The sequence below is a fragment of the Microbacterium sp. genome (assembly GCF_047607465.1).
Classification (GTDB): Bacteria; Actinomycetota; Actinomycetes; order Actinomycetales; family Microbacteriaceae; genus Microbacterium.
Map to the genome: position 1 here is coordinate 1 of NZ_JASGCY010000040.1, position 21,648 is coordinate 21,648.

Genomic DNA, 21,648 nt, shown 5'->3' on the forward strand with positions numbered 1-21,648 from the left:
ATTTCTCCGAGAAATCGGACCAGGTTTGCGACCGGAACCGCGGGGGGCTGGGGCTGGGGCGGGGAGTTAGGGGAGGCTAAAAGTAAGTGTGGTAGCTTAGGTGAGGCTTACCGAAGCCTGGTGCGGACAGCAGCACCATTGACACCCCCCCACCACACCGAAGGGATTACCATGCGTATCTCCCGTGTCCTCGCGCTCGGCGCCGCCGCTGCGCTCGCCCTGAGCCTCTCCGCCTGCGCGACCTCGACCGACGGCAGCGACACCACAACCGACGACGCCGCAGCATCTGACAACTCCGCTGTCGTCCCTGACGGCACCTTCCCCGTCACAATCTCGCACGTCTACGGCGAGACGACGATCGAGAAGCAGCCCGAGCGCATCGCCACGGTCGCCTGGTCCAACCAGGAGGTCCCGCTCGCTCTCGGAATCGTGCCGGTCGGCATGCCCGAGGTCACCTGGGGTGACGACGACGGCGACGGCTTGCTGCCCTGGGTCTCGGACAAGCTCGACGAGCTCGGCGCCGAGACGCCCGTTCTGTTCGACGAGACCGACAGCATCGACTTCGAGGCCGTCGCCGACACCAAGCCCGATGTGATCCTCGCCGCATACTCCGGCCTCAGCCAGGAGGACTACGACACGCTCTCCAAGATCGCGCCCGTTATCGCCTACCCGGAGGTCGAGTGGGGCACCTCGATCGACGACATGATCCGACTGAACTCCAAGGCCATCGGCCTGTCCACCTCTGGTGCAGAGCTCATCGAAGAATTGCAGGCAGAAGCGGATGCTGCGCTCGAGGAGCACAGTGTGCTGAAGGACACCAAGCCGCTCTTCTCGTACATCGACGCGTCCGACCTCAGCCAGATCGGCTTCTACAACGCGATCGACACGCGCCCCGGTTACCTGCACGACAACCTCGGTCTGCCGTTCCCGTCGATCGTCGAGGAGAGCGCCGACAGCACCGAGTTCTATCAGTCGGTCAGTTCGGAGGAGGCAGACAAGTTCGAGGACGTCGACCTCTTCGTCGTATACGGTGACGAGTCGATCATCCCGATCCTGCAGGCTGATCCGCTGCTCTCTAAGATTCCGGCTATCGCCGAAGGGCGCATCGCCACCCTCGGCCAGGGTCCCCTCGCGGCATCCGCGAACCCCTCTCCGCTGTCGATCGGCTGGGGTCTTGACGACTACCTCGCCGTGTTGGCCGCTCCGCTCGAAGCGAACTGACAGCGAGGCCGCGCAGCGATCGCATCGTGAGTCCCACCGTCACCTCCGCGGTTAGCGGAATGCCGGGCGTCGCAGACCTGCGACGCCCGGCGTCGGTGCGCATCCTCTGGCTGCTCGCCGGCGTTGCGGTGGTCCTCATGCTCAGCGCGCTATCGGTGTCTTTCGGCGTGCGCGCCGTTGGCGTCGCCGACATTCTTGCGGCGCTCGGCGGTCACGATGACACCATCGGTCAGGCCGCTATCGTCAAACGCATCCCTCGCACCCTGCTCGCTGTGCTGATCGGGGCTGCGCTGGCGATCTCCGGTGCCGCGATGCAGGCGGTCACCCGCAACCCGGTCGCCGACCCCGGCATCCTCGGCGTCTCCAATGGTGCCGCGCTTGCTGTGGTGTGCGGCCTCGCCTTCTTCGGGCTGACGAACCCTTACGGGCAGATGGCGCTCGCCATCATCGGCGCTGCAATTGCGGCGACTTTCGTGTACACCGTCGGCTCGCTCGGCAGAGGCGGCGCGACACCCCTCAAGCTCGCCCTCGCCGGGGCCGCCACTTCGGCGGCGTTCGCCTCGCTCATCAGCGCGATCATGCTCCCTCGGGTCGACATGCTGATGTCCTTCCAGTCTTGGCAGGTCGGCGGCGTCGGCGGGGCTGAATGGCCGCGCATCGCGATCGCCGCCCCCGTGCTCGCCGTCGGGGCGCTCATCTGCGTCGCGAGCGCGCGCGGCATGAACTCGCTTGCGCTCGGCGACGACATGGCTGCAGGTCTCGGCGAGCACGTGTTCCGCACGCGCCTGGTGTCGGCCCTTGGGGCTGTGATCCTCGCAGGATCCGCCACAGCGCTCGCGGGCCCGATCGGCTTCATCGGACTCATCGTCCCGCACGCGTGTCGGATGCTGGTGGGCACCGATCATCGGTGGCTGCTGCCGTTCTCGGCAGTCACCGGCTCCGCTCTCTTGCTCGCAAGCGACATCATCGGACGGGTGATCGCCCCCTCGTCTGAGGAGATCCAGGTCGGCATCATCACGGCCATCATCGGGGCACCGTTGTTCATCTGGATCGTCCGCCGCCAGAAGGTGCGTGAACTGTGAGCGCCATCAACACCGCCCGAGGCGCCGCACCCCTCGACGACCGCACGGCCGCCATCGTCGCCGGGCGGCGTGCCCGACACCGCCGACACGCACGCACGAGCATCCTTCTCGGCATCCTCGTCTTCGTCCTGTTCTCGATCGCGCTCATGGTGGGAAATACGTTCTACGGCCCGGACGAGGTGATCCGCGTCATCCTCGGCGAGACCGTGCCTGGCGCCTCGTTCACCGTTGGCGAGCTGCGCCTGCCGCGCTATGTGCTCGCCGTGCTCGCCGGAGCGGCATTCGGTATTGCCGGGGTCAGTTTCCAGACCCTGTTGCGCAACCCCCTCGCCTCCCCCGACATCATCGGCATCGCCGACGGTGCGGGGGCGGCCGCCGTGATCGGTATCGTCGTGCTGTCGCTGGACGGCACGATGGTGTCGGCGCTCGCTCTTGCCGGTGCCCTTCTCACGGCAGGAGCCGTGTACCTGTTGTCGATCAAGGGTGGATTCGCCGGAACGCGGCTGATCCTCATCGGCATCGGCATTGCGGCGATGCTGCACAGCGTGATTTCCTATGTGCTGTCGCGCGCAGCCCAGTGGGACATCCAGACGGCGATGCAGTGGCTCACCGGCAGCCTCAACAACGCCTCCTGGGAGCGTCTCGTTCCGCTGGCGATCGCCGCGGCAGTCATCGTGCCGCTGATGCTGCTGCACGGCAAGGCGTTGGGGGCGATGCAGCTCGGCGACGACTCCGCGGCTGGTCTCGGCATCCGCGTGACTCCGACGCGCCTTCTCTTCATCCTCGGTGCCGTCACTCTGCTTGCCTTCGCGACATCGGCGACTGGGCCGATCGCCTTCGTCGCGTTCATGTCGGGTCCCATTGCTGCTCGCCTCACCGGCCCCGGGGCGAACCTATTGTTGCCGAGCGCCTTCGTCGGGGCGATCCTCGTGGTCGGCGGCGACCTGATCGGACAGTTCGCCTTCGGCGAGCGATACCCGGTCGGTGTCATCACCGGAGTGCTCGGCGCGCCCTATCTCATCTACCTGCTCATCCGCACAAACCGCTCAGGAGGCTCCCTGTGACCGAGGCCCACACTCTGACCGCCGAGGCCGTGACCCTGGCCTACGGCGATCGCACCATCATCGACGGCCTTGATCTGCAGGTCGCGCCAGGCAAGATCACCGCGATCGTCGGGGCGAACGGATGCGGCAAGTCGACGCTGCTTCGTTCGCTGGCGCGACTGCTGTCGCCGACAGCCGGGCAGATCGTCCTCGACGGCAAATCCGTGCACACGCGCCCGACGAAAGAGGTCGCTCGCATCCTCGGTCTGCTGCCGCAGTCGCCGATAGCACCGGAGGGCATTGCAGTTGCGGACCTGGTTGGGAGGGGCCGGCATCCGCATCAGAAAATGCTCTCGCGCTGGTCGGCGCACGACTATGAGGTCGTTGCCGACGCACTGTCGGTCACCGGGACCTCGGATCTCGCCGACCGCAGCGTCGATGAACTGTCCGGCGGGCAGCGCCAGCGGGTGTGGATCGCGATGGCTCTGGCGCAAGAGACCGACATCTTGCTGCTCGACGAGCCGACGACCTTTCTCGATGTCGCGCATCAGGTCGAGGTGCTCGACCTGCTCACCGATCTTCGCGTCACCCGTGGCACCACGATCGTGATGGTGCTGCACGACCTCAACCTCGCGGCGCGCTATGCCGATGAGCTCGTCGCCATGAAGGACGGACGTGTGCATGCGGCCGGTGCGCCCAGCGACATCGTCACCGCCGGGCTCGTCCAAGAGGTCTTCGGTCTCGCGAACCAAGTCACGATCGATCCGGTCTCTGGAACACCGCTGGTCGCGCCAATCGGGAGGCATCATGTCCGCAGCTAGTTCGACCAAGGCGCGCCCCACGTACGCACTTGCGCTCACCCAGGTGCGCGCTGTCGAGCGCGTGTCGCCGAGTTTTGTGCGCATCACCTTCGCAAGTGCGGATGCCGGCATCGACACTCTCGGCGACTTCGGCACGCCCGGCGACGTTTTTGACGCGCGCATCAAGATCATCTTCCCCCCGGAGCCGTATGCGATCCCGCCGATCGACCGCGACGCCGACGATTGGTGGGGCTCATACCTGGCCGCGCCTGAGGCGCAGCGCGGGTCGATGCGCACGTACTCGGTGCGTGAGCTTCGGGTGACGGAGGCCGGCACCGAGGTCGTTGTGGATTTCGTGCTGCACTTGGAGCCAGGCCTGACCGGCCCGGCGTCGAGCTGGGCGAGCACGGCCGAGGTCGGCCAGCCGGTGTTCATGGTGGGGCCTCGCAGGGGGATTCCAGCCGCAGAGCACGGCGGCGCGGAGTATGCCCCGGGTGCTGCCCGCTCAGTTCTGCTCGCGGGTGATGAGACGGCGGCACCTGCCATTGCGCGGATCCTCGAGGATGCTCCCCGCGATCTGCGGGGTCAGGCGTTCATCGAGGTGCCGACGGCATCCGATCTTCTCGACATCGACGCGCCCTCCGGGGTCGAGGTGAACTGGCTGCCGCGCCGCGGCGGCGAGCAGCACGGGTCTGCGCTGATCCCGGCCGTGCTCGCCTGTCTCGGCGACGAGCCGGCCTCGGTCGAGGTGCTCGACATCGACGGCGAGGACCTGCTCTGGGAGACTCCGGATTACTCCGGCCTCGGCGAGGAGATCGCCCCGGTCGCCGAGAGAGGCGACAGGTACTTCTGGATCGCGGGTGAGAGCGGCGTCGTGACGACGCTGCGCCGGCATCTGGTGAAGGACCTCGGCGTCGACCGCGCGCAGGTCGCCTTCATGGGCTACTGGCGCCGCGGCGTCGCTATGCGCGGCTGAGTGGCTCGGCAGTCGGTCACACCGGTGGGCCGAAGCTCTACGCGCTCTCGCGCACGACGAGCTCGGTGTCGAGCACCACGGAGCGCGGCTCGGCGCCGGCGATCACCTCGAGCAGCACGGACACCATCTGGGCGCTGATCTGATCCCAGGGCTGGCGCATCGTGGTGATCGGGGGCACGTGCGCGGCGGCGAGACCGGAGTCGTCGAAGCCCGCGACGGCGATGTCCTCCGGCACGCGCAGCCCTGCGCGCCGGATGGAGGCGATTGCGCCGGCCGCCATCCGATCGTTCGCGGCGAAGACCGCGTCGACGTCGCGCTCGAGCAGCCGCGTCATCGCCTCCTGGCCCGACTCGAACGTGTAGTCGCCGACCTCCACCAGCGCCGGGTCGAACGAGCCGCCGAGCTCGTCGCGGAACCCCGTCAGCCGATACCGGCCGCCAGGGGTGTCGTCGGGGCCGGCGATCATGCCGATGCGCTTGTGCCCTCGTGACGAAAGGTGGGCGACCATCGATCGCGCCGAGACGATCTCGTCGACGGAGACCGTCGAGACCTCGCCCTCGTGTCCGAGCGGGACGCCACAGCTCACGATGGGGATGCCGGACTCGATCAGCTGCGTCAGCAGCGGATCGGCCTCGTGGGAGGAGACCAGCATGACCCCGTCGACGTGGCCGGCGCCGAGGAACTGCGAGACGCTCGCACGTTCGGCCGGGGTGCTCGCCACGAGCAGCACGAGGGTCATGGATCGCTGGGAGAGCACCTCGGCGGCGCCTCGCAGCAGCAGTGCGAAGGTGGGGTCGTCGAAGAGAAGCTGGTGCGGTTCGGTGAGGAGGAACGCGAGGGAGCCGGCCCGGCCAGTGGCGAGGCTGCGGGCGTGATGGTTGGCGGTGTAACCGCTGGCGGCGATCGCGTCCTCCACCGCCTTGCGCGCGTCGGGGGAGACCCAGTGGCCGCCGTTGATCACGCGGGAGACGGTGCTGCGGGAGACGCCGGAGAGCGCGGCGATCTGGCGGATCGTCGGCTTGCGCTTCGGTGTGGCGTCACTCATCGGAGCGACTCTACTGGAGGGCATCGGCTTTTCGCATCAAAAATCTGGGACCGGTCTCAGTTCGGTAACGGCGATTGCGAACCGATGATCGATGGGGTAGAACTGAGACCGGTCCCAGCGGTTGCCGGGACACCATGCTGGGATCGGTCTCAGTACATGAGTGCCCGATGCACGTGATGTCGAGGGAGACAACATGAAGAAGTACACGGTTCGATTCGCTTCTGGAGCGGCGTTGCTCGCGCTCGCTGTGTCGACGGCAGGCTGCACCGCTGCCGAGACTGAGCAGGAGAGCGGAGGGATTGAATGGGATGCCGACGCACAGTCCTATGTGATGGAAGAGGAAATCGCCTCCGGTGAGGAACCGCTGAAGGTCTGGGTCGAGTACCCCGAATACGGTGAGGCCGTCGTCGCCGCGTTCAACGAGATCTACCCCGACGTCAAGGTAGAGCTGACGACGGTCGCGAAGGTCGACGCCGTCGGAAAGATGGAGCTCGACGGCGAGGCCGGCAAGGGCGCAGACGTCTACACGACGAACTTCACCGATCTGCCCCGTGCGATCGACTCCGGCGTCGCGGCTCCCCTTGGCGAATACCGTGACGCGATCACCGACCGGGTCGGCGAGGAGTTCGCGAGCGCCGTCACGAAGGACGACGAGCTCTACGGCGTGCCGCTGTCAACCGAGTCGATCGCGCTGTTCACGAACACCACGCTGCTCGAGAAGCTCACTGGCTCGGCTGAGCCCGCAACGACCTGGGAGGAGATCGCGGAGCTCGCCAAGACCTACAACGACCCGGCGGCCAACCGCTGGACGGTTCGCTGGCTCGCCGGCCAGCTCTACTACGCCTACCCCGTGCTCTCCTCGCTCGGCTGGTCGATGGGAGAGGACGAGAGCGAGTTCGCCACCGCACTGGAGTCGGACGACCTGCTCACAGGGCTCGAGTACTACGACGGCCTGCGCGACATCTGGGACGTGAACGCCGCCGACGCGACCTGGGACTCCATCGAGATGGAGTTCGTCAAGGGCGAGACCCCCTACGTGATCACCGGGCCGTGGGCCTTCAGCGACTTCGACAAGGCCGCGACCGAGAACGGCTTCGAGTACTCGGTCACCACCCTGCCGACAGTCGAGGGCGGCGCGGATGCTGCCACTCTCGCCGGTCTCGCCGTCGGCGTCGTCTCCGGTTACACCGAGTACCCGGCGGCTGCACGCATCTTCGCCGACTTCCTCAGCTCTGAGCAGGCCGCCGAGGCCCTGTACTCGACGACCGGTGCCATCCCTGCACTCGGTGAGGATGCGATCGCCGCTGTTCCCGGCCTCGCCGACGACGCCCACGCCGCAGGAGTCCTCGCCCAGTCGCGTCAGGCCGACCTCGTCTCGGCGATCACCGACGCGCAGTGGACGGTCGGCAACGACCTCATCGCGAGCGTCTGGGACCGTTCGGCGACACCGGCGGATGCTCAGGCTGCCGCCGTGAGCGGCTTCGCCGACCTCGCGGGCCTGTCCAAGTGAGCACCAGCGCGCCCCGGATGACGAGGCGACACCGCCCCGTCATCCGGGGCGCGCTGTCCGGGCTGCTTCCCGGACTCGGACAGCTCCTCAACCGGCAGCCCGTCAAAGCCGCAGCTCTCGCCGCTGCCTTTGCCGCAGCGGTGACGATCGAACTCGTCACCGGACACTATGCGGTGCTCTCCGGCTACACGCCGCGCACCCACGGCGGCTTCTTCGTCCGGGGAATCTGGGGGCTCGTGACGCTCGGCACCGAGCCGCGGCGGATGACCGTCGACGGGCTCAGCGCGGGCGACCACTCGATCGTGCTGATGATCAACGGCGTGATCGTGCTGTTCGTCCTGGCGGGCCTCGCCGCTGGGTGGGTCTGGGGCATCCGCGATGCCATCGCTGTCGCCAGGCTTCGGCTGCGCGAAGAACCGCTCGCGCGCACCCGCCGCTCCGCCGACTCGGCGTTCGCGCTGGCTGTGCTCGCACCCGTCGTGGTGCTGCTGCTCGCCGTCACCGCGTTGCCGGTGGTGTTCGGCATCCTGATCGCCTTCACCGACTACAGCCGGAAGAACCTCCCTCCGACGAATCTCGTCTCCTGGGTGGGGCTCGACAACTTCGCGCGCCTGCTCGGTGCCGGAGCCTGGGGGCAGACGTTCTTCGGTGTGCTCGGGTGGACCGTGCTGTGGGCGCTGCTCGCCACGGCGACCACCTACGGCTTCGGCTTCCTGCAGGCTGCGATCCTGCAGAGCAGTCACGTGCGGCATCCGAAGATCTGGCGCAGCATCTTCATCCTCCCGTGGGCTGTGCCCGCGATGATCTCGGCCCTGGTCTTCCGCTCGCTGTTCAACGGCCAGTTCGGGCCGATCAGCCAGTTCCTGCTCGACATGGGGATCACCCAGGAGCGCGTGATGTGGCTCACCGACCCGACTAACCCGTGGCTTGCGCGCGGCGTTGCCCTCGCGGTCAGTCTATGGCTCGGGTTCCCCTACTTCATGGCCCTCATCAGCGGCGCGCTGACGAACATCTCCCCGAACCTCTATGAGGCAGCGACGCTCGATGGGGCATCCGCATTGCAGTCCTTCCGGGAGATCACCCTGCCGCTGGTGTGGCGCACGACCGCGCCGCTGGTGCTGCTCGCCTTCGTCGCCAACTTCAACAACTTCGGGGTGATCTACTTCCTCACGCAGGGCGGACCCGCCGCGGCGGACTACCGCTACGCGGGCTCGACGGATCTGCTCATCACCTGGCTCTACAAGCTCACGCTCGACAACGGCCTCTACGACATCGCCGCTGTCATGTCGATCGTGATCTTCATCATCGTCGGCAGCGTCACGGTGTTCAACCTGCGCCGTTCTAGGGTGCTGCAGGATGCATAGGCGCAGAAGGATCACCCCGGCCTGGGTGCTCATCCACATCGAGCTCGCGATCGTCGCGGTCGTCGTGATCTACCCGCTGGTGTGGATCGTCGGCTCCTCGTTCGGCAGCGGCAAGGGGCTTGCGAACGCGACGGCGATCCCCGCGAACCCGACCTTCGACAACTACATCCGCCTGCTCGGCGAGACCGACTTCGGGCGCTGGTACCTCAACTCGCTGTTCGTCGCGCTGGCGAACATGGTGCTGAGCGTGCTGCTGTCCGCCGCTGCCGCGTACGTGTTCGCCCGGTTGCGCTTCACGGGACGCAAAGTCGGGCTGGTGGCGATGCTGGTGATGCAGATCTTCCCGACGTTCATGACGGCGATCGCGATCTACATCCTCTACCTCAACATCGGCCTGCTCGACAGCCTGGCAGGGCTCGTGATCGCGAACGCCGCGGCAGCGATCCCGTACAACATCTGGCTGTTGAAGGGCTACATCGACGGGATCTCACCGAGTCTCGACGAGGCCGCCCTGATCGACGGCGCATCGCGGTGGCAGATCTTCACGCGCATCCTGCTGCCGCTCATGGGGCCGATGCTGACGTTCGTCGCGGTGACCCAGTTCGCGGTGCCGTGGATGGACTTCATCCTCCCGAAGCTGCTCATCTCGAGCCCAGGGAACTTCACGGTGGCGATCGGGTTGTTCGACATGATCGCCGATCAGACCCGCAACGACTTCACCACGTTCGCGGCGGGGGCGATCCTCGTCGCGGTGCCCATCACGTTGCTGTACATGCTGCTGCAGAGATTCCTGGTCTCCGGGCTCTCGCAGGGAGGGGACAAGGGATGACGCTGCAGATCCGCGGGGCAGATGTCTCGATGACCGCCGAGGTCGAGTCCCTCGGCGGCCGCTACGAGGGCGGCCGCGACCTGTTCGAGGTGCTCGCTGAACACGGCGTCAACCTCGCGCGGCTTCGGGTGTGGGTCGATCCGTACTCGGAGGCGGGCGAGCCCTACCTCGGCGGGACCAACGACCTGGACACGACCCTCTCTCTGGCACGGCGTGCGCGGGCGGCCGGGCTCGATCTCATGATCGACCTGCACTACAGCGACTTCTGGTGCGACCCGAAGAAGCAGAGTCTGCCGAAGGCGTGGCGCGGATTGTCGTTCGAGCAGGTGGCGGATGCCGTCGCCGCGCACACCGCACAGGTGCTCGCCACGGTTCGAGAAGAGCTGGGCGCGGCGGAGTGGGTGCAGATCGGGAACGAGACGACGAACGGGATGCTGTGGCCCCACGGGCAGACCCCCAAGTACGACCTCGAGTCGCGCAGCTTCGCATCAGCGTCGGATGCGCAGTGGCGGGCGAGTTTCGACGCACTCGGCCGGCTCCTGCAGTCGGGCGCTGACGCGGCGCGAGCGGCGAGCGCCGACAGCCGGTTGATCCTGCACCTGGACGCGGGTGGCGCCGACGATCTCTATGAGCGCTGGTTCGGCGAGATCATGGACAGGAACGTCGACTTCGACGCCGTCGGATTGTCGTACTACCCGCTCTGGCACGGCTCCTTCGACGACCTCGCGACGAACATGGCGAAGGTCACGCGCGCCTGCGGAAAGGACGCGATCGTCGTCGAGACGGCATACGCTCATCGCCCCGACAATCCCGGTGCGACCTCGATGTTCGATGCAGAGGCAGCCCGTCGGTTCGGCTACGACGCGAGCGTCGAGGGCCAGGCGGCGTTCCTCACGGAGCTAGGGAGGGTCATCGCCCAGGTCCCTGACGGCCGGGGTCTCGGTGCCGTGTACTGGGAGCCCGCATGGTTGCCCGTCGACGGCACCACCTGGGCGAGCCGTGCCGGCATGGAGTACGGCGACGACATCGCCGAGCCCGGCAACGGCTGGGCCAACCAGGGATTGTTCGATTTCGAGGGGCGGGCGCTGGCCTCTCTCGATGCGCTCGGACGAATGTAAGAGCGCTATGCGTCACCAACGAAGACAGAAAGTAGATCAATGACGATCAAACGACCGTTGCTCACGCTCGGCGCGCTCATCACCGGTCTCGTCATCGCGACGAGTCCGCTCACTGTGCCCCAGGCCGCGCAGGCCGCGTACAGCAAGACCTCTTTCATCATGGGCGGGGATCTCGGCATGTTGCATGAGATCGAGACACGCGGCGGAGTGTTCAAGAAGGACGGGGTCGCCGACGATCCCGTCGAGATCCTCGCCGACAGCGGGATGAACCTCGCGCGCCTGCGTCTGTGGGTCGATCCCTACACCGCTTCGGGGCAGGCATACGGTGGCGGCACGAACGACCTGGCCACGACCATCGCAATGGCGCAGCGCGCGAAGGCCGAGGGCATGGGTATCCTGCTTGACTTCCACCTCAGCGATTGGTGGGCGGACCCGGGCACCCAGACGATTCCGAAGGCCTGGCGCGGTCTGACTTACGCGCAGCTGAAGACCGCGGTGCACGACTACACGAACGATGTCATCGACCAGATGCGCGCCGCCGGCGTGGTGCCGAACATCGTCCAGATGGGCAACGAGATCTCCTCCGGTGTGCTGTGGGACTTCGGTCGCATCGGCAACGGTGTCTCGGACTTCACCCAGCTCGCGGGATTGCTCACGGCGGGGATCACAGGCGTGAAGGACGCGCAGCTGACGGGCGAGAAGATCGAGATCGCCTTGCACCTCGATCAGGGCGGAGACAACGCCCTGTATCGGTGGTGGTTCGATGGGGTCACGGCGAAGAACGTTCCGTTCGACATCATCGCTCTGTCGTACTACCCGTTCTGGCATGGCACGATGGGGCAGCTCGCATACAACCTCAACGACCTCAGTGCGCGCTATGGCAAGGACGTCCTCATCGTCGAGACGGCCTACGGCTGGACTCTCGGTGACGGCGACGGCCTCATCAACTCCTTCTACACGACCGAGGAGGCGGCAGGCGGCTATCCCGCGACCGTGGCGGGTCAGACGGCATTCCTGCGCGACCTCCGTGACATCGTCAAAGCGGTGCCGAACAACCGCGGTCGCGGCCTCATCTGGTGGGAGCCCACGTGGCTCCCGGTACCGGGGGCGAACTGGGGCAGTGAGGCGGGAAAGACCGACAACGGCGACACCGGTATCCTCTCCAACCCGTGGGACAACCAGACTCTCTTCGACTGGAACGGCGAGGCTCTGGACACTCTTGACGTGTTCGGTGAGACCGCCCCGACCAATCTGGTCAAGAACGGCGGTTTTGAGAGCAATGGCTATACGAGCACCCCATCGAACTGGGGAGTGTGGGCGCAGGTCGCGGCCGATAAGGACGCCGTTTCCACGCAGAGCCCTGCCGTGGTCGGCACGTACAAGCTGAACTTCTGGAAGGCGACGGCGTACACGGCATCCGTGTATCAGACGAAGACCTCTCTGCCTTCCGGCACGTATCGGCTGTCGGCGTGGGTGCTCAACAGCGGCGGGCAGAACTCGGCCTACCTCTATGCCAAGAGATACGGCGGCACCGAGAAGCAAGCCGCCTTCCCGGTCAGTGCGACCGACTGGAAACGCGTATCGATCGACGTTCAGGTGACGAGCGGGATCCTCGAGTTCGGCGTCTACACGAATGCGAAAGCCGGCAACTGGTTGAACATCGACGACGTCCGCCTCGTCCGCACCGGCCCCTAGACGCACAGACCCCACAAGGTGCGGGCTCGGTCTTGTCTCACAGACCGGCCCCGCACGACCCCAGCACATATGAGCGAACTGCTCGACGAACTTTGGAGTGACGAGATGACGAACGCCTGGCCCGACCTTGCGGGCATCGCCTACGGCGGCGACTACAACCCCGAGCAGTGGTCGCGCGAGACCTGGCGCGAGGACGTCGTCCTGATGCGCGAGGCTGGCGTGAACCTCGTCAGCGTCGGCATCTTCTCGTGGGCCCTGATCGAGGTGGCCGAGGGCGAGTTCGATTTCGCCTGGCTCGACGAGCTGCTCGATCTGCTGCACGAGAACGGCATCCGCGTGGACCTCGGCACCCCCACCGCCTCGCCGCCCGCGTGGTTCTTCGCCAAGTACCCCGAGTCGCGGGTCATCGACCGCGAAGGCCGGGTCATGGGCTTCGGCTCGCGGGGAATGGTCTCGCACTCCTCTCCTGCGTACCGCGAGGCGATCGTGCGGATCGCGGATGCTCTCGCCTCCCGTTACGCCGAGCATCCTGCCGTGGTGCTCTGGCACATTCACAACGAATACGGCGTTCCCGTCGGAGAGGACTACTCCCCGGCATCCGTCGCCGCCTTCCGCAACTGGCTGCAGGAGAAGTACGGGACCCTCGATGCGCTGAACGCCGCCTGGGGCACGGCGTTCTGGGGCCAGCACTACACCGCGTGGGAGCACGTCGGCGCCCCTGCGATCGCGCCCAGCGTGGTGAACCCCGCGCAGCGCCTCGACTTCATGCGCTTCACCGACCACCAGCTGCGCGAGTGCTTCATCGCCGAGCGCGACGCGATCCGCGCGCGCGCCGCGCAGCCGATCACGACGAACTTCATGGCCAACCAGAGCTGGACGACCGACCTGTGGGCGTGGGGCCGCGAGGTCGACGTCATCTCCGACGACCACTACCTGTGGGCCGCCGACGAGGACGCCCACATCGGTCTCGCCATCGCGGCCGACCTCAGCCGGTCGGTGGGCGGGGGCAAGCCGTGGATCCTCATGGAGCACTCCACCTCGGCGGTGAACTGGCAGCCTCGCAACATCGCCAAGCGCCGCGGTGAGATGAAGCGCAACTCGCTCACGCACCTCGGGCGCGGCGCCGACGGCATCCTGTTCTTCCAGTGGCGAGCTGGTCGCTCGGGGGCCGAGAAGTTCCACTCCGCGATGCTGCCGCATGCCGGCCGCGACTCCCGCGTGTTCCGCGAGGTCGTCGAGCTCGGCGCCGACCTGAAGGCCCTCGCCGAGGTGCAGGGATCGACGGTCGAGGCCGAGGTGGCCGTGCTCTGGGACTTCGAGTCGTTCTGGGCGCAGGACCTCGAGTGGCGCCCCTCGGAGGACGTCGCGCACGCCGCGCAGGTGCGCCGCTTCTACGAGCAGCTCTGGCGCGACGGGATCACGGCCGACTTCGCGCTGCCAGGCCATGATCTGTCGCGCTACAAGCTCGTCATCGTCCCCGCGCAGTACCTGCTCACCGCGGCGGATGCCGCGAACCTCACCGCCTACGTCGAAAACGGCGGCACCCTGCTCGTGTCCTTCTTCTCGGGCATCGTCGACGAGAACGACGCCGTGCACGCCGACGGATTCGCCGCCCCCCTGCGCGACGTGCTCGGCCTCACGATCGAGGAGTTCCTGCCGCTGCGCGAGGGCGAGAGCCATGGGCTCGACTGGGAGGGCAACGAGGGCGTCGTCACCGACATCTGGCAGGAGGACATCGCGCTCTCGGGCGCCGAGGTCATCGCCAACTTCGCCGGCGGCCCGGGTGAGGGAGAGCCCGCGATCACCCGTCACCGGCACGGCGCCGGCACCGGCTGGTACGTCGGCACCCGACTGGACGGCGCCGGCATGAAGGCGCTGTTCCGCGAGGTCTACGCCGATGCAGGGCTTGAGGCATCGGGCCTTCCTGAGGGGCTCGAGGTCATCACCCGCCGCGCAGGCGAGACCCGCTACCTGATCGCCGTGAACCACCGAGAGGATGCCGTCGCCCTCCCCGCGGAAGGCGTCGACCTGCTCTCCGGCACACCCGCCGAAGGCTCGTTCACCATCGCGGCCGGCGGCGTCGCCGTCATCCGCTCCACCGATTGAATCCAACGCACCACCAGACCCTCCGCCCGCCCGAAGCGTTGATCGCGAACGGACATGGCGGACACCGAGAGAAAGAGAAACACATGCGCAAGCACATCGGAGTCGGCGCACTCGCGCTGACCGCAGCAATCGTCCTGGCGGGATGCTCCGCCGGCACCACCGAGACGGAGGAGCCCAGCACCCAGGGAGACACCCCCGAGCTCGTCATCTGGACGGATGCCGAGCGCGAGGAGGCGATCACCGCCGCCGCTGAGGCCTTCGAGGAGGAGACCGGCGCCAAGGTCACCCTGGTGCAGAAGAACTTCGAAGACCTCCGCAACGACTTCATCGCCCAGGTGCCGACAGGTGAGGGCCCCGACATCACCGTGGGCGCCCACGACTGGCTGGGCGCTCTCGTCGCCGCCGGCGTCGTCGACACGATCGACCTCGGCGACAAGGCGGGCGAGTTCGAGCAGGTGGCGCTGGATGCCATGACCTACGACGGCCAGCTCTACGCTCTGCCGTACTCGCTGGAGACGATCGCGCTCATTCAGAACGTCGACCTCGTCGGCGCCGACGCTCCCGCCACCTGGGACGACATGATCGCGAAGGGCCTGGCCGCAGGCACCGAGCGCCCGTTCGTCATCAACACCAACGGCGAGACCGGCGACGGCTACACGATGTACGGCCTGCAGACCTCCTTCGGCGCCCCGGTGTTCGTGCAGGATGAGACCGGCTCGTACACGAACGAGGTCGGCATGGGTGGTGCGGCCGGCGAGGCGTTCGCGACCTGGCTCGGCGCCAACGGCAAGAACGGCACCGGCTACGTCTCCACGACGATCGACTACGACATCAACAACCAGCTGTTCGCTGAGGGCAAGGCTCCCTACACGATCCAGGGCCCGTGGGCGATCAGCGCCTTCGAAGGCGTGAACGTCGCCGTGAACCCGATCCCCTCCGCCGGCGGCGAGCCCGCTGCGCCGTTCGTGGGCGTGCAGGGCTTCTACCTCTCGAGCAAGAGCGAGAACGAGCTGCTCGCGCAGGAGTTCCTGACCAACTACCTCGGCACCGAAGACGCTCAGCGCGCCCTGTACGAGGCCGACCCGCGCATCCCCGCGTGGAAGACGCTCGCCGAGGAGGTCTCCTCCGACCCGATCATCGCTGGCTTCGTGGCTTCTGCGAAGAACGGCGTGCCGATGCCGTCGATCCCCGAGATGGGCTCGGTGTGGGATCTGTGGAACGCCGCTCAGGCGCAGATCATCAACGGCGCCGACCCCGTGTCGACGTGGAACACCATGGTCGCCGACCTCGAGAAGGCCCTCGCGGGCTGACCCGAACGCCCTTACCCCGGTTCCTGAGCGAGCGCAGCGAGACGAAGGACGCCTCGCTCAGGAACCGGGAGCTCCGACAGGGCGCACCACCAGACAGGAAAGACATGTCGACAACAGCACCGCCGGTGACGAAACCGCACCGCGAATCCCACGCCCGCAGCTTCCGCGGGCTCGGCGGGGGGTTCCTCGTCAAGCTCGCCCTGATGGCGCTCGTGAACGCCTTCGGCGTCATGACAGCGATCTCGGCGTGGAGCGCCCGATCGTGGATCGTGCTCGGCGTCGTGGTGCTGCTCGTCGCGATCGCCGACTGGGTGTATTTCACGCGCCGCGCACTGCCGCTGAAGTACCTGATGCCCGGCCTGGTGTTCCTCCTGGTGTTCCAGGTCTTCATCTTCGGATACACCGCCTACATCGCCTTCACGAACTACGGCACCGGCCATATCGGCACGCAGGAGCAGGCCGTGGAGGCCGCGCTCATCCAGGGAGAGCGGCGTGTCGACGACTCGCCGGACTACCCTCTTTCGGTCGTCGAGCGCGACGGCGAGCTCGGCTTCGCGATCGTCGATGAGGACGGTGAGGTGCGGGTGGGTTCCGCCACGCAGCCGCTCGCTGCGGCATCCGGCGCCGAGATCGGCTCGACCGGCGCGCCCAGCGACGTGCCGGGATGGACCGTCCTCCCCCGGGCCAGCGTGCTCACCGACAAGGCTCTCGGCGAGCAGATCACGCAGTTGCGCGTGCCCGTCTCCGACGACCCCAACGACGGTTCCATCCGTACCCGCGAAGGCTCGACGGGCGCGGTGTACGAGCCCACTCTGGTGTGGGATGCCGGTGCGCAGACCATCACCGACACGACAACGGGCACCGTCTACACCGCCACCGAGCGCGGCACCTTCGTCGCGGAAGACGGTTCAGCGCTGCCGACGGGCTGGGCCGTGAACGTCGGCTTCGCGAACTTCCTGACGCTGTTCACCGACTCGTCTCTCGCCGGCACCCTGCTGAGCGTGACGGGGTGGACCTTCTCCTTCGCGATCCTCTCGGTCGTGCTGAGCTTCGCCGTCGGCCTGGGACTCGCGATCGTCTACAACGATCCCCGGGTGAAGGGGCGCAGGGTGCTCCGCGCGCTGTTCATCCTGCCCTACGCCTTCCCCGCCTTCATGGCCGCGCTGCTGTTCCGCGGCATGTTCAACGCCGAGTTCGGCGTCATCAACGACCTGCTCTTCTTCGGCGCGCACGTGAACTGGCTCGGGGACCCGTGGCTGACCCGTGCCGCCGTGATCTTCGTCAACGTGTGGCTGAGCTACCCGTACTGGTTCCTCGTGTGCACCGGCGCCCTGCAGTCGCTGCCGGGGGAGACGCTCGAGGCCGCCGAGATCGACGGGGCGAACAAGTGGCAGCGGTTCCGCTCGATCTCGTTGCCGCTGCTGCTCGTGTCGACCGCTCCGCTGCTGATCTCCTCCTTCGCGGTGGCGTTCAACAACTTCACCGTGATCTACACGTTCAACAACGGCGGCCCCGCGATCCAGGGCGCGCCCTACGCGCTGGGGTCCACCGACATCCTCGTCTCGGCGATCTACGACGTCTCAGGCGTCTCGGGCGGCGCCTCGGACTACGGACTCGCCAGCGCCCTGTCGATCATCGCCTTCATCGTCGTCGGAGTCATCTCGGCGTTGAGCTTCCGCCAGACCCGCAGACTCGAGGAGTACCAGTGATGAGTGAGACCAGAGCTGTCGTGACGGCATCCGCTTCTTCGCCGTCTCGATCAGGCGCCCGCCGTCGCCGCTGGTGGGCGGATGTCGGCTGGAAGTACGTCCTCGCGGTCGGGGTGCTGTTCTTCGCCGCCTTCCCGCTCGTGTACGTCCTGTCGGCGTCGCTGAACCCGAACGGCACCCTCGCGGCGTCGAACACGATCTTCGCCGTGATCGACCCCGCGAACTACATCGCCCTCGGTGAATCGCGCTACTGGGTGTGGTTCGGCAACACGCTGCTGATCGGCGGTGTCACCGCGATCGGCTCGGTGCTCATGGGCGCCTGCGGCGCCTACGCGTTCTCGCGTTTCCGCTTCACCGGTCGTCGTGCAAGCCTGACGACCCTGCTCGTGCTGCAGATGTTCCCGCAGGCGCTCGCGTTCATCGCGATCTTCCTCATGCTGCAGACGATCGGCGAGGTGGTGCCCGTGCTCGGCATCAACTCGAAGATCGCGCTGATCTGCGTGTACCTGGGCGGCGCGCTGGGTGCGAACACCTTCCTCATGTACGGCTTCTTCAACACGATCCCGGTCGAGATCGACGAGTCGGCCAAGATCGACGGAGCCACCCACGCGCAGATCTTCTGGCGGCTGATCATGCCGCTCGTGGTGCCGATCCTCGCGGTCGTCGCGCTGCTGTCGTTCCTCGCCGCCTTCGGCGACTTCATCCTCTCGAAGATCATCCTCACCAGCGAGGACAACTGGACGCTCGCCGTCGGCATGTACCAGTGGGTCTCGAACCAGCTCGCCTCACGGTGGGGGCTGTTCGCCGCAGGGGTCGTCGTCGCCGCCGTCCCCGTGCTCGCCCTCTTCTTCTCGCTGCAGAAGTACATCGTCGGCGGACTCACCCAGGGCTCCGTCAAGGGCTGAGCCGCCCGCTCTCCACACACCCGAAAGGCCGTCATGCACCGTCGCACACGTCCCCTCCGTTCAGCTGCCGTTGCGGTCGCCGTCTCCCTCGCCGTGATCGGCATCGCTCCGGCATCCGCTCTTGCCGCACCGTCCGGCGCCGTCTCGGCCACGATCACGGTTCCGCGCGTCGAGAACCTGCCCGACGACTTCATCGGGGGCGTCGACGTGTCCTCGGTGCTCTCGCTCGAGGATTCCGGCGTCGTCTTCCGCCACGCCGACGGCACCCCTGGCGACCTCTTCGCGATCCTCGCCGAATCGGGGGTGACCGATGTGCGCGTGCGCGTCTGGAACGACCCCTTCGACGCGAACGGCGACGGCTACGGCGGCGGCGACGTCGACGTGGACCGCGCGATCGAGATCGCGGAGAGGGCGACGGATGCCGGGCTCGGCGTGCTCGTCGACTTCCAGTACTCCGACTTCTGGGCCGACCCCGCCAAGCAGAAGGCGCCCAAGGCCTGGGCGGGGTTCACTGCGGACGAGACGGCGGACGCGGTCGGCGCGTTCACGCGTGACGCGGTGCGCCGCCTCGTCGCGGCCGGTGTCGACCTGAAGATGGTGCAGGTCGGCAACGAGACGAACAACGGCGTCGCCGGTGTCACCGGCTGGGACGACATGGCGAAGGTGTTCTCCGCCGGCGCGGCCGCCGTGCGCGCCGAGTCGCCGGACACCCTGGTGGCTCTGCACTTCACGAACCCGGAGCGCGCCGGCAACTACGCGAACATCGCGGCCCAGCTCGACAGCCACGGCGTCGACTACGACGTGTTCGCCTCGTCGTACTACCCCTTCTGGCACGGCACGACGGCGAACCTCACCTCGGTGCTGTCGCAGATTGCCGACACCTACGGCAAGAAGGTCATGGTCGCCGAGACCTCGTGGGCGTACACGCTGGAGGACGGCGACGGCCACGGCAATGTGATCGACCTGCCGTCGGAGGCGACGCAGTACCCGGTCAGCGTGCAGGGGCAGGCGAACGCCGTGCGCGCGGTCGTGCAGGCCGTGGCGGACGTGGGCGAGGCCGGCATCGGCGTCTTCTACTGGGAGCCGGCCTGGCTGCCCGTGGGCTCGCCCGATCAGCTCGCCGAGAACAAGCTGCTGTGGGAGCGCGACGGCTCGGGCTGGGCGTCGAGCTTCGCGGGCGAGTACGACCCCGACGACGCAGGGCAGTGGTACGGCGGATCGGCCTGGGACAACCAGGCCCTGTTCTCCTTCGACGGCACCGCTTCCGACGCGCTGAACATCTTCTCCTATGTGCGCACAGGGGCGATCGCCCCGCGCGAGGTCGAGGCCGTGCAGCCGGCGACCCTGGCCGTCACTGAGGGCGACGCCGTCGTGCTGCCCGCCGAGGTCACCGTGACCTACACCGACGGCACGAGCGAGCAGCAGGCCGTGACCTGGTCGGATGCCGCGCAGTACATCGAGTCTGCGGGCGCGTACACGGTGGCCGGCACCACGAGCGCGGGGCTCGCAGCATCCGCCACCGTCACCGTCTCGACACGCAACCTGCTTCGCAACCCCGGTTTCGAGGAGGAGGACACGAGCATGTGGGTGGCCAACGGATCGGCGCTGGGGCTGCGCGCCTGGGACGACCCGCACAGCGGCACGCACTCGGCGCACTTCTATTCCGACGCGGACTTCTCGTTCACCCTGTCGCAGACGGTCACCGGTGTGCCTGCGGGTTCGTACATCGCCCGTGGCGTGCTGCAGGGCGACGGCGAGGGCGCATCGGGCTCGGTGACCCTTGAGCTGTCGGGCGCAGCGCCGGTCGCGTTCGGGTTGGACGGCTGGCGGGCGTGGTCGACGCCGGCGACCGCCCCGGTCGAGGTCGGCGACGACGGCACGCTCACCGTCACCGTCACGGGGTCGCTTCCCGCTGGAGCCTGGGGCACGCTCGACGACTTCGAGCTCGTGCGGGTGGCGGATGCCGGAGCCGACACGACCGAGCTGCGAACGCGACGGGACGCCGCGGCGGCGATCGATGCCTCCGGTTACGTCGAGGGCACAGCCGATGCGCTCGCACCGGCGATCGCGCGGGCCGACATCGTCCTCGCCGCCGACAGCCCGAGCACCGCAGCCGTCGCCGGGGCGCTCGCGCAACTGGAGGAGGCGCTCGATGCGCTCGTACCGCACGACGCAGCCACGGCTGCGCCTGCGCGCGGTGTCCTCTCGCACGACAACGGCCACGACACGGGACTGCTCGACGGCGACTACACCGTCACCCTGAACCTGTGGTGGGGGCAGAACGCCACGAAGCTCCGGGTGTTCGAGAACGGCGAGCTCATCGCCTCGGTTCCGCTGGCGTTCGCGGGCACGGCGGCGCAGAGCACACGCATCCCGATCAGCGCAAGGGAGAACGGCACGTACGTCTACACGGGCGAGCTGGTCAACTCCCACGGAGCGACAGCGGTGCAGCCGGTGACGGTCGTGGTGAAGGATGCGGCCCCAGGGGTGCCCGTTCTCTCCGCAGACAATTACGACGGCGACGGGTCGTACACACTGACCGCGAACCTGTGGTGGGGGATGAACGCGACCGGCTACCGGCTGTTCGAAGACGGCGTTCTGCTGCGCGCGGGCGAGCTGGCTGCGGCGACTCCCGGTGCGCAGCGGGTGACGGTGCCGGTGACGGGCCGTGCCGTCGGCGCGCACACGTATCGCATCGAGTTCTCGAACGCCGCCGGGGTCACCTCGAGTGCGCCCCTCACGGTGGTCGTGCGCCGCTGACCTGAGGGACTTCGCGTCGGCGCGGTGGGGTTATTCTCAGATGCGGAGGGCGATTGCCATTTTCGCGACGAGGTTCGCGACGTCGTGGTGTTGCACGCGGATCTGCATGGGTCAGCGTTTTTCCGACTGCTCGACGCTGAGGTCGATCTCGCGTAGCTGGTAGGGCTGGGAGACG

At 67.4% G+C, this 21,648-nt stretch carries 16 protein-coding genes; 15 read left to right on the forward strand and 1 reads right to left on the reverse strand.

The genetic code is table 11. The annotated features are described in order from the left end of the window. Positions 1 to 171: 171 nt before the first annotated feature. From QM568_RS05080 to QM568_RS05100, 5 genes are read left to right on the forward strand one after another with little or no spacing between them, the layout of a single operon-like run. A complete protein-coding gene (locus QM568_RS05080) occupies positions 172 to 1,221 on the forward strand; it encodes an iron-siderophore ABC transporter substrate-binding protein (RefSeq protein WP_415136479.1) in 1,050 nt (349 codons plus the stop codon). A 59-nt stretch (positions 1,222 to 1,280) separates the two neighbouring features. Continuing rightward, positions 1,281 to 2,303: a FecCD family ABC transporter permease gene (locus tag QM568_RS05085; protein ID WP_415136481.1), complete on the forward strand. Its 1,023-nt coding sequence runs from the start codon at positions 1,281 to 1,283 to the stop codon at positions 2,301 to 2,303. Beyond that, a complete protein-coding gene (locus tag QM568_RS05090; RefSeq protein ID WP_415136482.1) occupies positions 2,300 to 3,367 on the forward strand; it encodes a FecCD family ABC transporter permease in 1,068 nt (355 codons plus the stop codon). The genes QM568_RS05085 and QM568_RS05090 overlap by 4 nt, the downstream gene beginning before the upstream one ends. After that, positions 3,364 to 4,167, forward strand: coding sequence for an ABC transporter ATP-binding protein (locus QM568_RS05095; protein ID WP_415136484.1), 804 nt, complete (start codon positions 3,364 to 3,366; stop codon positions 4,165 to 4,167). Before QM568_RS05090 ends, QM568_RS05095 begins: the two co-directional genes overlap by 4 nt. Continuing rightward, positions 4,154 to 5,122 carry a siderophore-interacting protein gene (locus QM568_RS05100; protein ID WP_415136486.1) on the forward strand — a complete coding sequence of 323 codons (969 nt, stop codon included), beginning with the start codon at positions 4,154 to 4,156 and terminating at the stop codon, positions 5,120 to 5,122. Before QM568_RS05095 ends, QM568_RS05100 begins: the two co-directional genes overlap by 14 nt. Before the next feature lie 37 nt (positions 5,123 to 5,159). On the opposite strand, the gene QM568_RS05105 is transcribed toward QM568_RS05100, so the two are convergent. Beyond that, positions 5,160 to 6,167 (reverse strand): LacI family DNA-binding transcriptional regulator, encoded by a 1,008-nt coding sequence (locus QM568_RS05105; RefSeq protein WP_415136488.1) that lies wholly within the window; start codon positions 6,165 to 6,167, stop codon positions 5,160 to 5,162. Between the two features lie 331 nt (positions 6,168 to 6,498). Here QM568_RS05105 and QM568_RS05110 point away from each other — a divergent pair, with 331 nt between their 5' ends. The 10 genes from QM568_RS05110 (at position 6,499) to QM568_RS05155 (ending at position 21,473) form a co-directional block, all read left to right on the forward strand. Next, a complete protein-coding gene (locus tag QM568_RS05110; protein ID WP_415136490.1) occupies positions 6,499 to 7,677 on the forward strand; it encodes an extracellular solute-binding protein in 1,179 nt (392 codons plus the stop codon). A 17-nt stretch (positions 7,678 to 7,694) separates the two neighbouring features. Continuing rightward, positions 7,695 to 9,041 carry a carbohydrate ABC transporter permease gene (locus QM568_RS05115; RefSeq protein WP_415136492.1) on the forward strand — a complete coding sequence of 449 codons (1,347 nt, stop codon included), beginning with the start codon at positions 7,695 to 7,697 and terminating at the stop codon, positions 9,039 to 9,041. Beyond that, the gene (locus tag QM568_RS05120; protein ID WP_415136494.1) at positions 9,034 to 9,870 is read left to right on the forward strand and encodes a sugar ABC transporter permease; all 837 of its coding nucleotides are present in this window, start codon (positions 9,034 to 9,036) and stop codon (positions 9,868 to 9,870) included. The genes QM568_RS05115 and QM568_RS05120 overlap by 8 nt, the downstream gene beginning before the upstream one ends. Then, positions 9,867 to 10,988: an arabinogalactan endo-beta-1,4-galactanase gene (locus tag QM568_RS05125; protein WP_415136496.1), complete on the forward strand. Its 1,122-nt coding sequence runs from the start codon at positions 9,867 to 9,869 to the stop codon at positions 10,986 to 10,988. Before QM568_RS05120 ends, QM568_RS05125 begins: the two co-directional genes overlap by 4 nt. A 39-nt stretch (positions 10,989 to 11,027) precedes the next feature. Next, on the forward strand, positions 11,028 to 12,683 hold the full coding sequence (locus tag QM568_RS05130; RefSeq protein WP_415136498.1) for an arabinogalactan endo-beta-1,4-galactanase: 1,656 nt from the start codon (positions 11,028 to 11,030) through the stop codon (positions 12,681 to 12,683). 69 nt (positions 12,684 to 12,752) lie between these two features. Beyond that, positions 12,753 to 14,789, forward strand: coding sequence for a beta-galactosidase (locus tag QM568_RS05135; protein WP_415136500.1), 2,037 nt, complete (start codon positions 12,753 to 12,755; stop codon positions 14,787 to 14,789). Positions 14,790 to 14,872: 83 nt separating this feature from the next. Beyond that, a complete protein-coding gene (locus QM568_RS05140) occupies positions 14,873 to 16,099 on the forward strand; it encodes a sugar ABC transporter substrate-binding protein (RefSeq protein ID WP_415136502.1) in 1,227 nt (408 codons plus the stop codon). Between the two features lie 104 nt (positions 16,100 to 16,203). Further along, on the forward strand, positions 16,204 to 17,808 hold the full coding sequence (locus QM568_RS05145) for an ABC transporter permease subunit (protein WP_415136504.1): 1,605 nt from the start codon (positions 16,204 to 16,206) through the stop codon (positions 17,806 to 17,808). After that, positions 17,808 to 18,713, forward strand: coding sequence for a sugar ABC transporter permease (locus tag QM568_RS05150; RefSeq protein ID WP_415136506.1), 906 nt, complete (start codon positions 17,808 to 17,810; stop codon positions 18,711 to 18,713). Before QM568_RS05145 ends, QM568_RS05150 begins: the two co-directional genes overlap by 1 nt. A 33-nt stretch (positions 18,714 to 18,746) precedes the next feature. Then, positions 18,747 to 21,473: a glycosyl hydrolase 53 family protein gene (locus QM568_RS05155; RefSeq protein WP_415136508.1), complete on the forward strand. Its 2,727-nt coding sequence runs from the start codon at positions 18,747 to 18,749 to the stop codon at positions 21,471 to 21,473. Positions 21,474 to 21,648 lie beyond the last annotated feature (175 nt).